Here is a 15,534-nt window from a genome sequence, read left to right as displayed (position 1 = left end):
CCTTACTTGTTTTCGCGGCAGTCGATCAGGTTATCGACCACGCTTGGGTCAGCCAGTGTGGAAGTATCGCCCAGACCGTCGATTTCATTCGCAGCAATCTTGCGCAGAATCCGCCGCATGATTTTACCGGAACGGGTCTTCGGTAAGCCCGGTGCCCACTGAATGATATTAACCTTGGCAATCGGGCCGATTTCCTTACGCACCAGATTGTTCAGCTCGACTTTCAGCTCATCCGTGCCTTCTTCGCCTGCCATCAACGTGACGTAAGCGTAGATGCCTTGCCCCGTCAACTCGTGCGGGTAGCCAACAACCGCTGCTTCGGCGACTTTCGGGTGCAGTACCAACGCGGATTCGATTTCCGCCGTGCCCAGACGATGCCCGGAAACGTTCAATACGTCATCCACGCGCCCGGTGATCCAATAGTAACCGTCTTCGTCACGACGTGCGCCGTCGCCGGTGAAATAGTAACCCGGATACATCGCGAAATAGGTTTCATAAAAACGTTTATGATCGCCGTAAATGGTGCGCATCATGGAAGGCCACGGGGCTTTGATACACAGCAAACCTTCCACGCCATTGCCTTCGATTTCCACGCCTTTGTCATCCAACAGGCAAGGCTGCACACCAAAGAACGGGGTAGTCGCCGAACCCGGTTTCAATGCGGTTGCGCCCGGTAATGGGGTCAGCATGTGTGCGCCGGTTTCAGTCTGCCACCAGGTATCCACGATCGGGCAACGACCACGACCGACAACACGGTGATACCAATGCCATGCTTCGGGGTTGATCGGCTCACCGACCGTACCCAGCAGGCGTAGTTTGTCGAGTTTGGCGCGGTTAACCAGCTCTTCGCCTTGACCCATCAGCATACGGATAGCGGTTGGCGCGGTGTAGAAAATGGAAACGTCGTGCTTGTCGCACACATCCCAGAAACGCCCTGCATCCGGGTAAGTGGGGATGCCTTCAAACATCAGCGTGGTCGCGCCATTGGTCAGCGGGCCGTACACAATGTAAGAGTGACCTGTTACCCAGCCTACGTCAGCCGTACACCAGTAAATTTCGCCGTCTTTGTAGTCGAACACGGTTTTGTGCGTCATGGCCGCTTGTAGCAAATAGCCGCCCGTGGTGTGCAACGCGCCTTTAGGCTTGCCGGTAGAACCAGACGTGTAAAGGATGAAGAGTGGATCATCCGCTTCCATCTCTTCCGGTGGGCAGTTAGCATCAGCCGCCGCCACCGCTTCGTGATACCAAACGTCACGAGTGTCGTTCCATTTGATTGGATCGCCGCCGCGCTGTACCACGATGCAGGTGTGAACGGTTGGGCATTGATCCATCGCTTTGTCAGCGTTGCCTTTCAACGGCACTTTCTTGCCGCCGCGCATGGATTGGTCAGAAGTAATGACCACGCCGCATTCCGCATCCTGAATCCGGTCACGCAGTGCATCCGGTGAGAAACCGCCGAATACGATGGAGTGCATTGCGCCGATACGCGCACACGCCAGCATTGCTACGGCTGCTTCAGGAATCATCGGCAGGTAAATGGACACGCGGTCGCCTTTTTTCACGCCACGGCCTTTCAGCACGTTCGCAAATTTAGACACTTCGGTATGCAGTTCGCGGTAAGTGATTTTGCGGTCTTCGTTCGGGCTGTCGCCTTCCCAAATGATCGCTACTTGGTCGCCACGGGTGTCGAGGTGACGGTCTAGGCAGTTGTAGGAAACGTTTAGTTGACCGCCCTTGAACCAGTTGATGTGCAGGTCATCTGCACCAAAGCTCCAGTCGAGAACCGTGTCCCACTTCTTTGACCAGCTTAGGTATTTTTCGGCTTGTTCGCCCCAGAAAGTGGTCGGATCGTCAACCGATTGCTGGTACATCGTGGCGTATTGTTCGGCATTGATGTTTGCTTGGGCAGCAAATTCGGCAGGTACTGGGAAGATTTTCATATCTGTCATTCTGGAAGACTCCTCATCTCTAGTCGGGTAAAGCTTCTAACGTCGGGTGCTGCTTGTGGCTCACGCCTGATTATTGTTAATGGCTATCTTTATACAATCCCTGCCAAGTGTCCAGACGAATGGTGGAAAAAGACGGGAATTGTCAACAATTCAAGTGTTTTCCAAACCATCGCGCAATAGCGGTTGCATAGCGGTCAACAAGCTCTTGAACAGGTTGGTATTTTGTTGTTCTTCGCCTGCGAGTAATTCTTTCATGTGCTGGCGTTGGGTGGGCATGTCGAAACACATGGGGCAGTTTTCGACGATCACCGGCAATGCGGCAGCTTTGGCGAAATCAGCGGTTTGGCGTTCGCGCACCATCACTAGCGGACGGATGACGCGCAAATCTCCCGCATCAATGCGGTAATGCGCTTTCATGGTTTTGAGTTTGCCACCGTGAAAGGCTGACATGAGAAAACTTTCTGCCAAATCATCCAAATGTTGCGCCAGTGCCAGCACGTTGTAACCGTGTTCGCGGGCGGTGCGGTACATCAAACCGCGCTTCATGCGCGAGCAGAAGGCACAGTAGGAATCGTTGTCCATGTGCGTTTCCGCCAACTTCACAATCGGTTCGCGCACGTAGTGGTAGGGAATGCCCAAACTCTCCATGTACGGAATCAGCGGTGACGGGTCGAACGTGTCGGCTTGCGGGTCGATGGTGACGGCTGCAAATTCAAATTTGATCGGCGCGTGTCGCTGAAAATGGTTGAGCAAGTGCAGCAATGCCAGTGAATCCTTACCGCCAGATAACCCCAGCAAGATGCGGTCGCCTTCACGGATAAGCTGGTATTCGCCGATGGCTTTGCCGACTTTGCTCAGCAGGGATTTGGGTGGTTTGACGAATTCCGGTCGGTTAAGGGCGACATTATCCATTGGCGCGGCAACATCCAGCAATAAAGGGTATTTAGCGTATTACCCTGTTAGTGATTGCGCAACATTTACTTACGCGGCGCAGCCAGTGGATTTGAGCTTTTACCGCACCAGTTATGGCAAGGAAATCGACTTCGTGCTGGATAACGGCAAAGGGCTGGTGTTGCTGGAGGTGAAGGCGGCGCATAGCGTGACCCCGGCGGATTTCCGGCATATCAGCTACTTTATTGGGCAGAATCCGGGGCGGGTGGTACAGGGAATGGTGTTGTATGGCGGGGAACGGGTGTTGCCGTTTGGGGAAAGTGACGGGGTGAAGTTGTGGGCAGTGCCGTTGGGGATGATGGCGGGGGGCGGGGATATGGTGGGTTAAGGTGCAGTGCCAAGGCTTGGTGGGGCAACGTGAAATCTGACGGGCGCGGCGACGAAAATGATTGGATAAAATCGCAGAGCTGTCACCGCGTCCGTCGTCGAGAATCTTGTTGGCTAAAAATAATTTCGTTTTCTTATTAATAGGCATCTGTAATTCATAAATTTTCTTTTAAAAATTACAAGTCAGTGCGAATCTGCGGTTTTTAATAAATAATAATATCTGCGAGACCAGTTGAACACGCCTGTTGTGGCACACAGAAAGTTGATCCAGCAGAATCATCTTCAGAAACATCTGCATCCCAAACCTCAACTGTAATTGGTTCTAGAATTGTTTCATCAATTGAAAACTTACAAGTAAATGCATCTTGGCATTTACTTCCACGGTAGCTTGTACCATCAATCTTTATGTAGGGATCAGGTTTTCCTGAGAAGGCATCCCAAGCAGCACCATTTGCTTTAGTTTGTGTTATCGTAAGCTTTACCGTTGAACCCGCATATGCCGATAAAGGAAAAATAAATAATAAAATAATTAATAGTTTGGATTTCATAAATTAAACTCACTTTCTGTTAAATAAGTATTCATTTAATCATGCGAGTATTAATATGTCTAATGAAGTTTAAGTTACATGATGGTCGTTCATTTGAGCTGACACATTGTATAAGTCATCAGCGCAAGATGAGTACCAAGCTTCACAATATATAGAGAACCTCTAAAAATCCACGTTATTATCAAATTTAGCATATAGTAATCAATAAGTTAACATGGTTATCCACGGGATTATAGAGACTCCCTATGCCTATTGTAAATTAAAAATGAATAATAATTCTCTTACAGTTGACACTAAACAAAAAATAAGAAAAGAACCAGATAGAAATCTAATTAATCCAGGAGTTCTATAGCTAAATAGTTTCTGATTCATATATTCTATATGTGTAATAATTATTATCACACAGGATGTGGTAATGTTTATTTTAATATAATCTTTGCTTATTAAATAAAATAAAAACCCAAAGGAAATGCCACTGCATCTCCAGCACAAAATAAAAACCCAACCATTGATTTTTGGTGCACAGTTGTTGCAGTTTTTACATAATGGTCGTTTTCCTATAATGCTTAAAAATTTTTTAATCACTACACACCAGTATCTTTACTGTAAAAGTAGAATCACCAACTTCATTTGAGATTTTTTCAAAGGCATTGCAAACTTGTAATGCCTTTGTTTAAACAACTTTCGACACGGGGAATACATTAAGTCCCTCAGTTCTTTGCAACTTTTCCTATATCTATTTTATTTAATAAGTTATTACTTACTAATACATGCGGAATACAAAAGAGCGAGAATAAATAAAGCAATTAACGACTCCATGACGGAAACCTCCAAAAATAATAAATAGTTAAAAAAATCCTACAATCATTTATATAACCTATTGATTTGTGAATCTATATTTTTTGCGGACGTCCATGCGCGAAGCCCTGTATCTTGCCAACAGTTTGCTATTCGGTGTTCAGGAATATCAGAATATACAGCCTCCGCTCAACCAATAAGCAGAGACTGCCTATATGGTTCGCCTAGTCTGGGATTGTCATTGCTGCCTTCTGGTTCACGCCCGCCGTACATACACCGATGCCATACGGGGAATCGCTGACACGCTACCGCCCTACTGCGCCGAAACCAGCATAGGGTCAGTCGCGTGTTGTTATGATTGGTATGGCGTGTGTTGGGTTGTCGCCAATGCTTGACGAATTGCCTGAAACTCTATCATAAGTTAGTAAAAAATACCCACTAATAACGCCCGCATTCGTGTTTATATGCGTCAACCTCCACCTCTTCGACACCCAAAACACGATGTTTACCTTGCAAATTGAGGAGTATGTTCCATAATTTGCAGATGATTACCCGACAGCTATACCCACGCCTTGTTGAACATTTGGCACAGTTTCCCGCCGTAGCCTTACTGGGGCCGCGTCAGGCCGGTAAGACAACACTGGCGGAAGTGCTGTGCGCACAGCGTGAATCCTGCCTTTACCTTGATCTGGAAAGCCCGACTGACCGCAATAAGTTGCTTGATCCCGAAGCCTATTTGAGTCAGCACGAAGACAAGTTGGTGATTCTGGATGAGGTGCAACGTTTGCCAGAACTGTTCCAGCCGTTACGCAGCATCCATATCGAACACTTCCCACAGTAATCAGGGAGAAACGTTAAATTTCGGCAGGCGTTATTGTGTAAACCGCGAAAATCCGGTACGGCCCCGGTTCGGAATTCTTGAAAAATCCACGTTCTATGGCTTCTTTTGCCTCCGCAAACGTATTGAACAGGCAATGTTGGTTGACCGAAATATCAGTCGCTAATGCGTTGCATGACAGTGGCGAGCATTCCGGCTCGTTGTGTCCCGAAAACGTGGTGACGTCAAAGCCTTCAAGGTGCTTGTGTACTGGGATTTGTACCTCAGTTACCCATGATGGTTCGGGGGTGAACGTTGCCCATGTGTCGGTTTCTTCGACGTATTCGTACTCATAGGCTTCGTAATAAAACAGGGTGGTGTCGCTTAAGTCGATATTTTCAGCCGCAGCGAGGGCTTCGATAATGGCGGGCGAATCGAACAGCCAGTAGCCGTTGTGCTGCCAATAGTTGATGTAGTCGGCAAAGCCGTGCGAAATGCAGTTGCTGAGTGAGTAGACATCAACGACATTGGCGGCTTGTAGCCAATCCGGTTTGATGACAGTTTTTTTGTACATATAGCCGACGGGAATCATGGTGGTGTCCTGATGGTTTGTGGTGTGAGTATAGCGCACTCATTTCTACTGGTTTGCTGCTAACTCCGCGATGAAACGGGTAAATGGCACAATGTTTTGCCCAACGCTAGCCTGTTCCAGCGCATCCATGTACTCGTCGCGCTTTGCCAATGGGACGACTGTCCACGGGTAGCCGCCTGCTGCCATCATGAGATTCATCAGGAAACGCCCGCAGCGCCCGTTGCCATCCATGTAGGGGTGAATGTACACAAAGAAAAAGTGTGACAGCACCACATTCACGGCGGGTTCGGGTTCATTTTCCATGAGTTCAAACAACGCGGGCAGGAGTTCGCGTACCGCTTCGTGGTTGGGTGGGACGTGCTGGGAATGGCGGATGTAAACGGGGTGATTGCGGTAGCCCGCCAGATTGACGGCGCTCAGGATACCGGCGGTAACGCTGGGGGCAAACAGTTCCCGATACCACGTATCGAGATCGTGGCTGGCAACTGTACCTGCGTTTTCGCCTTGCAATACTTTGGCAACGCTGTGTTTGACCGCTTGAAAGGCTTGCCAGTAACCACGCGCCGCCATCGCATCCAGATGTTCGCGGTCGGCGGGGTTGGTTTGCGGATTCCATTGCCCGCTGCGTACTTGTTCAATCAGTTGGGTGTTGACCCGATAGCCTTCGATGGAAAGGGAGTTGTAAGCATCGGTCAGGTACACCTCTTCGACGTGTTGCAGGTAGCTTGCCGCATCCGTGACTGGATTGGGGGTAACGTTGAAATGCTCGATGACAGGCTGGCGGTATTGCTGCCACATCATGCGCAGGCGGTTGACATAGGGGGAATGGCTGCGGCTTTGCAAAGGTAACGCCGGCCTATCCGCAAACGGGTCTTGCTCGCTGACGCTGTAACCCGCGCTGCGTAGGGTGGCAAGCAGATTATCGGCGATGGCATCTCGCCCGATATTGCGAAACGCCCCAGCCAAACGCCCCGCCACGACACTATTGCCGCCTTCCAACAAATGCCGTAACAGGTTGGACGCATCGGGCAACATCGCCAACGCTGCCCGCATTTCAATCGGATTGCTGCTGAACTGGCGCGGTAAGCATTGGATGAGTGCCACTTCCAGCCGCATAACGCGAATACCGTCAAGGGTTTGGATGTATGCAGGGGCGGGAATCTCCAAGCGCAAATCTAGCAATGATGTGCCATGCAAGAGTGCTGTCGGCTTATTGCCTGCCTTGGGGGAACGTACCAGCAATTGCCGGGGAATTGTCCAGTTGCCGACGTGTAGGCTGATGGATTGTTCTGCGCCCAAACACCATTCAGTGCCAAAGCGGGTATTTAGATAATCGTGACAGAAACCCCAGAAGGATGCGTACCAAGAAGTGCTTTCACCTTGGCGTTCATCGGGGCGGGTGGGGATGAACCAGCCCTTCATGACTTCGCGCAGGAAACCTTGTTGCAGCAGGCGTTCGCGGTGGGTGCGGGTTAGCTCGTTGCTTTGGATGCCAACGCGCTGTTGGTCTTGCAAGGCTTTCAAGGCACTCAGGGATTGCGCCAGTTTGTCGGCTGGGGACATGGGGGTACTCGCGGGCTGTGACAGACAATCTTTAGGTTATTATGCTATACCATTATTAGGTTATTGCGTTGTACGATCTTTAGGTTATTGTGCTTTTTTCTGCTGCCCTGACCCGTTAAATATTTCTTCAAACGTACCAACTGGAATTTTTGGTGATCAATCATAAGGGTTGTTATCCTTAATACTCTAACGCAGCAGCGTGACTTAATTCATGCGCCATATACCGCGCCCACAACATCATAGTGTTTTTTCGTTGAGTAGGCGTGAGATCAAGTTTTTGCATGGCGGTAATGTATTCAAAAAAGTCGATAACGGTGAAGCCGCTTTTAATCATTTTGCTGAACTCATGACCTACATTTTTGGCATTTTCGTCATCAGGTGAACAGAAGAGTGCCGTTTTCACAAATTGATAATGACCCTTTTGCAGTAATGCTTCGGCAATGAGTTGATTTCTGTAGAGCTGATTGAATGTGCTACTGGTCAACACCTCATAACTGGCAAGAAAATTATTGCTCGCATTGTGGATATTTTCATAGTCAGACTTGCTGTACTCGTGCGGAGAAAACGGTTCAGTATACTTGCATTCAATCCCAATCAGACCTAGTTGATCGCCGATGGATACCTCTAATGCAACGTCAAAAGCTGAATTGTCATTGGTGTATTCTTCCTTTGGTGATGGCGCATATTCAAATTTTACGCCTGAAAATCCCGTTATTTCGGGAAAAAAAGCTTTAATGGTTTTCAGGCCAAGCTCGCGGTCTAGTGCCAGCAGCCCAAAGAAATTGAAACACAGCGGTTGGCTGGAAAGTAGGTTGGTTTTCAGGCGATTCATTTCCATCATTCCGGCAGACTTTGTGTTGTTATGTTCTTTTGCTGTACGTTCAGCCAGATCACCGATACTTTCCGTTATAAAATTGCTATAGCCAGCCGTTTGATCAGGCAATACATTGCATACCGTCATATCTTTTTTGATAGGATGTTGTCCGGCGGGTTGTTTTAGGACGAAGGCTCGCCACCAACCCTGATGGATACGCGCTCGTTTGGTTCGAGAGCTATCGGATGTGGAGATATTGCCAATCAAATCTTTGATATACATGGGTTTTCCCTGAAAATGTAAAAAGTTGGAAAATTGATGAATGTCTCGATTTTGCACATTAAATCGTTAAAATACCAGTATGAACCTCAACCTCTTCAACACCCCGCCCGAACCGTGGACTGAACCCCTAAGCCCCGGTGCGCTGGTATTGCACCAATACGCCACCGCTCACACCGACAACTTGCTGGCAGGCATCCACGCGATTGCTGCCCAAGCCCCGTTCCGGCACATGCAAACGCCCGGCGGCTACACGATGTCGGTGGCGATGACCAATGGCGGCACAGCGGGCTGGATCACCGACCGCAAAGGCTACCGCTACAGCACCACCGACCCGCTGAGTGGGCAAGCCTGGCCTGCAATGCCAGCGGATTTCCGCAGTTTGGCGCAGGCCGCAGCACTGGCGGCAGGTTTCCCCGATTTCCAGCCGGATGCTTGCCTGATCAACCGCTATCCGGTGGGTGCGAAAATGGCACTGCATCAAGATCGCGACGAACGCGACCTGACCGCGCCGATTGTGTCGGTATCGTTGGGCTTGCCCGCGACGTTCTTGTGGGGCGGATTGCAGCGCAGTGACAAGGCGGCGAAAGTGCCGTTGCTGCACGGCGATGTGGTGGTGTGGGGCGGGGCAGCGCGGTTGGTGTTCCACGGCATTGCGCCACTCAAAGCGGGGCAACATCCGCTGCTGGGTGAGGCGCGTATCAACCTGACGTTTCGGCAGGCGTTGTGACGGGCGACGTTAGAACGTAACCACTTCCACCCGTTCCCCATCCGTCACCAGCAGCCATGCGGCAAGGTTTTTCAGTGCGGCAATTTCCGGCAGTTGCAAATAGCCTTGCACCTGCTCCATGCCTTCCTGCTTTTTGGCTGCCCAACCCGCTGCCTTGTCGCTTTTTTTGCTGTATTTCAGCTCAATCAAATGCTGGTGTGGAACGGCTATCGGGTTGCGTTCCAGCAGCAAAATGTCGGGGTAACGGCGGTTGAGTTCGCGTTCGCTTTGCACGAAATAGATTTGCGTTTGGTACAACAGCGTCAGCAACAGCACCTTGACGTGTTTTTCGTCCATTCCCATCGCATCGCGGTTGGAAAGCAGTTGCAAGGCACGCACCATTTCATCCATTAAGGGCTGAATGTCAGCGTACAGTGCCAGCTTTTCCACTGCCAGCCGCAATGCCTGATTGGGGATGCTGATCTGGTTGCGGCGTTCCAGTTCTACCTTGAAATAATGGAAGTAAAACTCGCGGATGGCGTAATTGGGGATGACGAACGTTTCACCCGCCAAGGTTTTGCGTTCCAGCGTGACAAATCCCATGTAGGCCAGCAGGCTAATGAAATCATCGCGATCAAAACCTTTGTCGAATTCAAATTTACGGCGTTGCAATGCGGTCACTGCCTCGGTATTGATCAGCTCATCCAGCACTGCAAAATTCACGTCGCGGTTGCCAATGCTGAACATGCCCATGATTTTGCCGTAATCGGAGGCGATGTTTTCATCCATCATTGGGTCGGGGTATTCACAGTTGCGTAGATCAAAATTCTTCACGAAATACAGCACCATATTGGCGTTGTAGACAGTTTCTGGGGACTTGATGTTGAAACGGTAGCCGTTGTACCAGCGGGTTACGTCCGCCAGCAACTGTTCCAACGCCACCGGGCAACTGTCCGCCAACGGTTGCAGCAAACCGCTGACTTCCGTTTTGGTAAAGCCAATCGCTTCGTTGAAACCTTCATGCAGCGAGAGATTTTGCCCGATGTTAAAACCGCTGGTCATGCTGTCGAGCATGATGGGGGTAACGCCGGTGACGAACAGCCGATCCAGCGTGCCGCGTTGTGTGGCTGTTTTGAGGGTTTCGTAGAAACTGCGCACAAAGCCGCCTTTGCCCATGACCCGCAAGAACAGTTTCATATCAGCGGCGAGAATGCTGTTGGCAAAATGGTCGTATTCGTCGATCAGCAGCAGCAATTTTTGCCCGGACATCAAGTCCCAAAAATGCTGCATTTTGGCAGCGGGTGAGGTTTTCGCCAGCACTTCGCGTTGAAACGTTTCAGGATAAGCATAACGCCGCAAAAAATGTTGCAAGTGGCTATCCAGTTTTTCATTGATACGCTGGAGAATCGTGTCATGCCCCTCGTCGGTATCAATGCCGCTGAAATCCATAAACAGCACCTGATAGCTGTTGCGCAACGGGGTGGGGCTTTGCCCAATAGCCAAGCGACCAAACAGGGTAGCGAATTCCTCCCGATACGCCACGTCGTAATAATATTCGAGCATCGACAAAAACAGGCTTTTACCAAAACGGCGCGGGCGTAGCAGAAACAAGTGGCTGCCTACGGTTTCCAAGGTTGTGATGTAGTGGGTTTTGTCGATGTAGACAAAACCGTCCGTCATGACTTTTTTGAAATTGCTTTCGCCGTAGGGGATTTTCATGCCGTTATTATCCTGTCGGATTGATAGAGGGAGTTTAGCATAAGCCGTGCCGCCAATGGTTAAGCGAACGTCACCACTTCCACCCGTTCCCCATCCGTCACTAGCAGCCAAGCGACGAGGTTTTGCAGCGCTGTAATTTCCGGCAGTTGCAAATAGCCTTGCACCTGCTCCATGCCTTCCTGCTTTTTGGCTGCCCACCCCGCTGCCTTGTCGCTTTTTTTGCTGTATTTCAGCTCGATCAAATGCTGGTGTGGAACGGCGATGGGGTTGCGTTCCAGCAGCAAAATATCGGGGTAACGGCGGTTGAGTTCGCGCTCGCTTTGCACGAAATAGATTTGCGTCTGGTACAACAGCGTCAGCAGGAGCACTTTGACGTGCTTTTCATCCATCCCCATCGCATCGCGGTTGGAAAGCAGTTGCAAGGCACGCACCATCTCATCCATCAAGGGCTGAATGTCGGCGTACAGTGCCAGCTTTTCTACCGCCAACCGTAATGCCTGATTGGGGATGCTGATCTGGTTGCGGCGTTCCAGTTCGACCTTGAAATAATGGAAGTAAAACTCGCGGATGGCGTAATTGGGAATGACGAACGTTTCACCCGCCAAGGTTTCATTTTGTAGGGTCACAAAGCCCATATAGGCGAGTAAGCTGATGAAATCATCGCGATCAAACCCTTTGTCGAATTCAAATTTGCGGCGTTGTGAAGCCTGCACTGCGCCCTGATTAATCAGCTCATCCAGCACTGCGAAATTTTCATCACGATTACCAATGCTGAACATGCCCATGATTTTGCCGTAATCGGAGGCAATATTTTCATCCATCATCGGCTTGGGGTAGGTACAACGGCGTAAATCAAAATTCTTCACGAAATACAACACCATATTGGCGTTGTAGACCGTTTCCGGGGACTTGATGTTGAAACGGTAGCCGTTGTACCAGCGGGTGACGTCTGCCAGCAACTGTTCCAACGCCACAGGGCAACTATCCGCCAACGGTTGCAGCAAACCGCTGACTTCCGTTTTGGTAAAGCCAATCGCTTCATTGAAACCTTCATGCAGCGAGAGATTTTGCCCGATGTTGAAACCGCTGGTCATGCTGTCGAGCATGATGGGGGTAACGCCGGTGACGAACAGCCGATCCAGCGTGCCGCGTTGTGTAGCGGTTTTGAGCGTTTCGTAGAAGCTGCGCACAAAGCCGCCTTTGCCCATGACCCGCAAGAACAGTTTCATATCAGCGGCGAGAATGCTGTTGGCAAAATGGTCGTATTCGTCGATCAGCAGCAGCAATTTTTGCCCGGACATCGCATCCATGAAATATTCCATCTTGGCTGCGGGAGAGTTTTTTTCAGTGACCTTGGTTTGTATTTCGGTCGCGTGGCCATACCGCAGCAAAAAACTCAAGAGGTAAGTGTCCAGTTTGTCATTGATACGTTGCAAAATGGCATCATGCCCTGCATCGGTATCAATGCCGCTGAAATCCATAAACAGCACCTGATAGCTATTGCGCAACGGGGTGGGATTCTGTCCAATAGCCAAGCGACCAAACAGGGTAGCGAATTCATCCCGATACGCCACGTCGTAGTAATATTCGAGCATCGACAAAAACAGGCTTTTACCAAAACGGCGCGGGCGCAGCAGAAACAAGTATTTGCCTGCTTCTTCCAACTGGGTAATGGTCGCGGTCTTGTCGATATAAACGTAACCACCGCCGATGACGGTTTTGAAATTGCTTTCGCCGTAGGGGATTTTCATGCGGTTGTTATCCTTCGGATTGATGGAAGGAGTTTAGCATAAGCCGTGCCGCTGATGGTTAAGCGGCACTAGAACCTTCCAAGGTGAGTGGTACACGGTGGAATCAGGGTCGCCAACTCCTTGCCATCCACCTTTTGGCGCAAATCGTAATCGACCAACAAGGGCAGATAGCCCGACTCCCTATCCAATTGCAGGAACGTGGTGGCGGGGATTTTGCCTGCGGGCAACTCCGTCTTGCGGCACGCATCCACCCCGACACCCATTGAGGTTTCCGCCTTCTTACCACCATCCGCTTTTTTCGCCTTCAGCGTGTCGCGGAAGTGTTGCAAGCGCGGAATATCCGCAGGCGCAAGCCGATACGCATACAGTTGATAGCCCGGTTTGGCGGCATCGGCAAGCGTTTTGCCTTCCAGCGCCAACGGGATGGCTTCGAGGTTGAAGCGTTCGTTAATGGGTGTTTCACCGTCACGCTTCATGCCGAGTTCCAGCTTGACACCATCAGGGCGTGGCGCAACCCAATCCGGCATTTGTGCAGCAACCCGCAAGAGGGTCGGGTCGACCGTCATTAAGTCAGCGGTGGCGAGTTTATACAGCGTTTTGACGGGGATCGCGGTGCAGGCGACCAGCAGCAATGCTGTGGCAATGGGGAGCAGTTGTTTCATCTTGGCTTACCTTTTTCTTGAATTAATTATCGTAATACAATAATATTTGGCTTCGCAACATGAAATCGAGGTTAATATGAAATTTGATACATCCCACCTGAAACATTGGCTGGCACCGGCGGCAAAAGTGATTGCGGCATTGCTGCTCTTATCCAACGCGCTGCTGTGGTGGCTGCCGGATGGACAAGCATTCGTCGTTAAACACCTTGCCACGCTGACCACGGAAACTTTGCAGTTGACCCCGTTTGCACTGTGCATGGGGTGGGGTGTTTCCACGCTGCACCTGTTGATCATGGTCTTTGGGATTTGGGCGATGGCGGGCGTGTTTCGCTTATTGGCGCAACGCGATTATTTCCACCCCGACATTGCGGCGGAATTGCAGTGTTTCGCGTGGATGTTGGTGGTGTTTGGCGTGACCAGCCCCTTGGCGCGGCTCTTGACGGTGTTAGTGCTAACGCTTGAAAATCCCGAAGGGCATCAGGCGATAGCGGTTAGTTTTGAGATGAATGATGTGCTGCTGGTGTTAATTGGGGCGTTAATGGTAATGCTTGCCCATGCTTTGCAAGCCGCTGCTGTGATTGCCGACGATAACCGCCAGATTGTGTGACCCCTATGCCGATTATTGTGAACCTTGATGTGATGCTCGCCAAACGCAAGATGCGCTCGAAAGAGCTGGCAGAACGCATTGGCATTACCGAACAGAATGTGTCCCTGCTCAAATCCGGCAAGGTGAAAGGCATCCGCTTTGACACCTTGCAGAAGATTTGTGAGGTGTTGGATTGCCAGCCGGGAGATATTCTGGCATTTGAATCAGAAGCGAGGAATTAACCGCTTACCGACTCGTATTACTGAAAAACCGCCAAATAAAATCGGTCGCGTCAATCGCACGCGATGGCTGTTTGCCCCGGACGCGCTTGCCACCCGGCCAGGAATGCCCGCCCGTTTCTGTCGCGACTAACCACACTTGCGCCGGATGGTTGTTCGCGGCGTAACGTTCGAGATCCGCGCCCGGAATGCTGCGTTCCTGTTGTGGTGCAGGGTTCAAACCGTTGCGTTTGACCCAGCGGCTGATGGTTTCATTTACCGACGTAAAGTCCGTCACCTTGGAGACATCGCGGAAAGCATCTTCCCCCGCCCCACCGTCAAACAACACATGGGTGTCATCTTTGGCGTGGATGTGCAGCACCGCAATCGGTCGCGAAGGCTGGCAGGTTTGGGTATTGTCGGTGCCAGCAACGGCGGCAATCGCCCTGAAGGTATCCGCCATTTCACACGCCAGCCGATGCGACATCATCCCGCCGTTCGACATGCCGGTAGCAAAAATCCGCTGGCTGTCGATAGTGACCTGACGTTTAATGTCGGCCAGCACTTGTTTGACAAAACCGACATCATCCACCTGCTCGTCACGGGCAAAACCGCAGCAATTGCCCGCATTCCACGTTGCCAACAGGTGTTGCTTGCGCAAGCCACTGGTGCCATTGGGGAACGCAACGATGAAACCTTCCTGTTCTGCCTTTTCGCGCCAACCGTAGGCATTCGCCGCCTGTTGCATGTGTCCGCCACCGCCGTGGAAAAACAGCACCAGTGGGGTTGGCTTGGTCGCTTGATAGCTGCTGGGGATGTACAATAAATATTGGCGTTGGTCGTCAAGTGTGCGGGTTATTTCTTCGGCTGCCGTGCTGGTATGGCTGTAAACAGCCAGCAATGCGGCGAGCAGGCAACCCACCAGAGTGTTAAGTCGGGAGTGCTTGTGTTTCATACAGCCTCGTTATAAGTATTAGTAATGATTTTGCCTTATTGTACTATTCATAATTAAACGGGTACACCACCATGAACAGTGTTTCGCCTGACACCTCCCTGTGCCGCTGCGCATGGGTCGATTTAAGCAAACTCGATTACGTCGCCTACCACGATGAAGAATGGGGTGTGCCCGTCCACGATGACCGCAAACTGTTCGAGTTCATTGTGCTGGAAGCGGCGCAAGCAGGCTTGAGTTGGCACACTTTCCGACGCACTGAACAACACGAAGGTTTGAAGCAGCAGTGCGCGATTACC

The 15,534-nt window shown here is 50.6% G+C and carries 15 protein-coding genes and 1 pseudogene; 6 read left to right on the top strand and 10 right to left on the bottom strand.

What is annotated here, in order from left to right; all coding sequences use genetic code 11:
- Window positions 1–2: 2 nt before the first annotated feature.
- Complete coding sequence (acs, locus tag L3K52_01000) at window positions 3–1,949, bottom strand: acetate--CoA ligase (protein ID UOG92327.1); 1,947 nt, start codon at window positions 1,947–1,949, stop codon at window positions 3–5.
- Window positions 1,950–2,099: 150 nt separating this feature from the next.
- Window positions 2,100–2,861 carry a tRNA 2-thiocytidine biosynthesis protein TtcA gene (locus L3K52_00995; protein ID UOG92326.1) on the bottom strand — a complete coding sequence of 254 codons (762 nt, stop codon included), beginning with the start codon at window positions 2,859–2,861 and terminating at the stop codon, window positions 2,100–2,102.
- Between L3K52_00995 and L3K52_00990 the strand changes: the two genes are divergently transcribed.
- Window positions 2,824–3,228 carry a DUF4143 domain-containing protein gene (locus L3K52_00990; protein ID UOG92325.1) on the top strand — a complete coding sequence of 135 codons (405 nt, stop codon included), beginning with the start codon at window positions 2,824–2,826 and terminating at the stop codon, window positions 3,226–3,228. The two genes, L3K52_00995 and L3K52_00990, sit on opposite strands and share 38 nt — an antisense overlap.
- A gap of 202 nt (window positions 3,229–3,430) precedes the next feature.
- Here the strand turns inward: L3K52_00990 and L3K52_00985 are convergent, their stop codons facing one another.
- Window positions 3,431–3,775 carry a C2 domain-containing protein gene (locus L3K52_00985; GenBank protein ID UOG92324.1) on the bottom strand — a complete coding sequence of 115 codons (345 nt, stop codon included), beginning with the start codon at window positions 3,773–3,775 and terminating at the stop codon, window positions 3,431–3,433.
- Window positions 3,776–5,099: 1,324 nt separating this feature from the next.
- On the opposite strand from L3K52_00985, the gene L3K52_00980 reads away from it, so the two are divergent.
- A complete protein-coding gene (locus tag L3K52_00980) occupies window positions 5,100–5,414 on the top strand; it encodes an AAA family ATPase (protein UOG92323.1) in 315 nt (104 codons plus the stop codon).
- Window positions 5,415–5,427: 13 nt separating this feature from the next.
- Here L3K52_00980 and L3K52_00975 read toward each other — a convergent pair whose 3' ends face one another.
- From L3K52_00975 to L3K52_00965, 3 genes are all read right to left on the bottom strand, one after another.
- A complete protein-coding gene (locus L3K52_00975; GenBank protein UOG92322.1) occupies window positions 5,428–5,982 on the bottom strand; it encodes a hypothetical protein in 555 nt (184 codons plus the stop codon).
- 45 nt (window positions 5,983–6,027) lie between these two features.
- Window positions 6,028–7,545, bottom strand: coding sequence for a Fic family protein (locus tag L3K52_00970; protein ID UOG92321.1), 1,518 nt, complete (start codon window positions 7,543–7,545; stop codon window positions 6,028–6,030).
- A 178-nt stretch (window positions 7,546–7,723) separates the two neighbouring features.
- The gene (locus L3K52_00965; GenBank protein UOG92320.1) at window positions 7,724–8,641 is read right to left on the bottom strand and encodes a hypothetical protein; all 918 of its coding nucleotides are present in this window, start codon (window positions 8,639–8,641) and stop codon (window positions 7,724–7,726) included.
- 79 nt (window positions 8,642–8,720) lie between these two features.
- On the opposite strand from L3K52_00965, the gene alkB reads away from it, so the two are divergent.
- Window positions 8,721–9,368: a DNA oxidative demethylase AlkB gene (alkB, locus tag L3K52_00960; protein UOG92319.1), complete on the top strand. Its 648-nt coding sequence runs from the start codon at window positions 8,721–8,723 to the stop codon at window positions 9,366–9,368.
- Window positions 9,369–9,377: 9 nt separating this feature from the next.
- On the opposite strand, the gene L3K52_00955 is transcribed toward alkB, so the two are convergent.
- From L3K52_00955 to L3K52_00945, 3 genes are all read right to left on the bottom strand, one after another.
- On the bottom strand, window positions 9,378–11,066 hold the full coding sequence (locus L3K52_00955) for an ATP-binding protein (GenBank protein UOG92318.1): 1,689 nt from the start codon (window positions 11,064–11,066) through the stop codon (window positions 9,378–9,380).
- A gap of 59 nt (window positions 11,067–11,125) precedes the next feature.
- Window positions 11,126–12,817: an ATP-binding protein gene (locus L3K52_00950; protein UOG92317.1), complete on the bottom strand. Its 1,692-nt coding sequence runs from the start codon at window positions 12,815–12,817 to the stop codon at window positions 11,126–11,128.
- Window positions 12,818–12,885: 68 nt separating this feature from the next.
- On the bottom strand, window positions 12,886–13,479 hold the full coding sequence (locus L3K52_00945) for a hypothetical protein (GenBank protein UOG92316.1): 594 nt from the start codon (window positions 13,477–13,479) through the stop codon (window positions 12,886–12,888).
- A gap of 76 nt (window positions 13,480–13,555) precedes the next feature.
- Here L3K52_00945 and L3K52_00940 point away from each other — a divergent pair, with 76 nt between their 5' ends.
- Window positions 13,556–14,086, top strand: coding sequence for a hypothetical protein (locus L3K52_00940; protein UOG92315.1), 531 nt, complete (start codon window positions 13,556–13,558; stop codon window positions 14,084–14,086).
- Between the two features lie 5 nt (window positions 14,087–14,091).
- A complete protein-coding gene (locus L3K52_00935; GenBank protein ID UOG92314.1) occupies window positions 14,092–14,307 on the top strand; it encodes a helix-turn-helix transcriptional regulator in 216 nt (71 codons plus the stop codon).
- Between the two features lie 4 nt (window positions 14,308–14,311).
- Here L3K52_00935 and L3K52_00930 read toward each other — a convergent pair whose 3' ends face one another.
- Entirely contained in the window at window positions 14,312–15,238 is a 927-nt protein-coding gene (locus L3K52_00930) for a prolyl oligopeptidase family serine peptidase (GenBank protein UOG92313.1), read from the bottom strand.
- A 71-nt stretch (window positions 15,239–15,309) separates the two neighbouring features.
- On the opposite strand from L3K52_00930, the pseudogene L3K52_00925 reads away from it, so the two are divergent.
- Window positions 15,310–15,483: pseudogene (locus L3K52_00925) on the top strand (DNA-3-methyladenine glycosylase I).
- Window positions 15,484–15,534 lie beyond the last annotated feature (51 nt).

Origin of the sequence: Candidatus Thiothrix sulfatifontis, assembly GCA_022828425.1 — a bacterium.
GTDB lineage: Bacteria > Pseudomonadota > Gammaproteobacteria > Thiotrichales > Thiotrichaceae > Thiothrix > Thiothrix sulfatifontis.
This window is presented reverse-complemented; position numbering and strand designations above follow the sequence as displayed.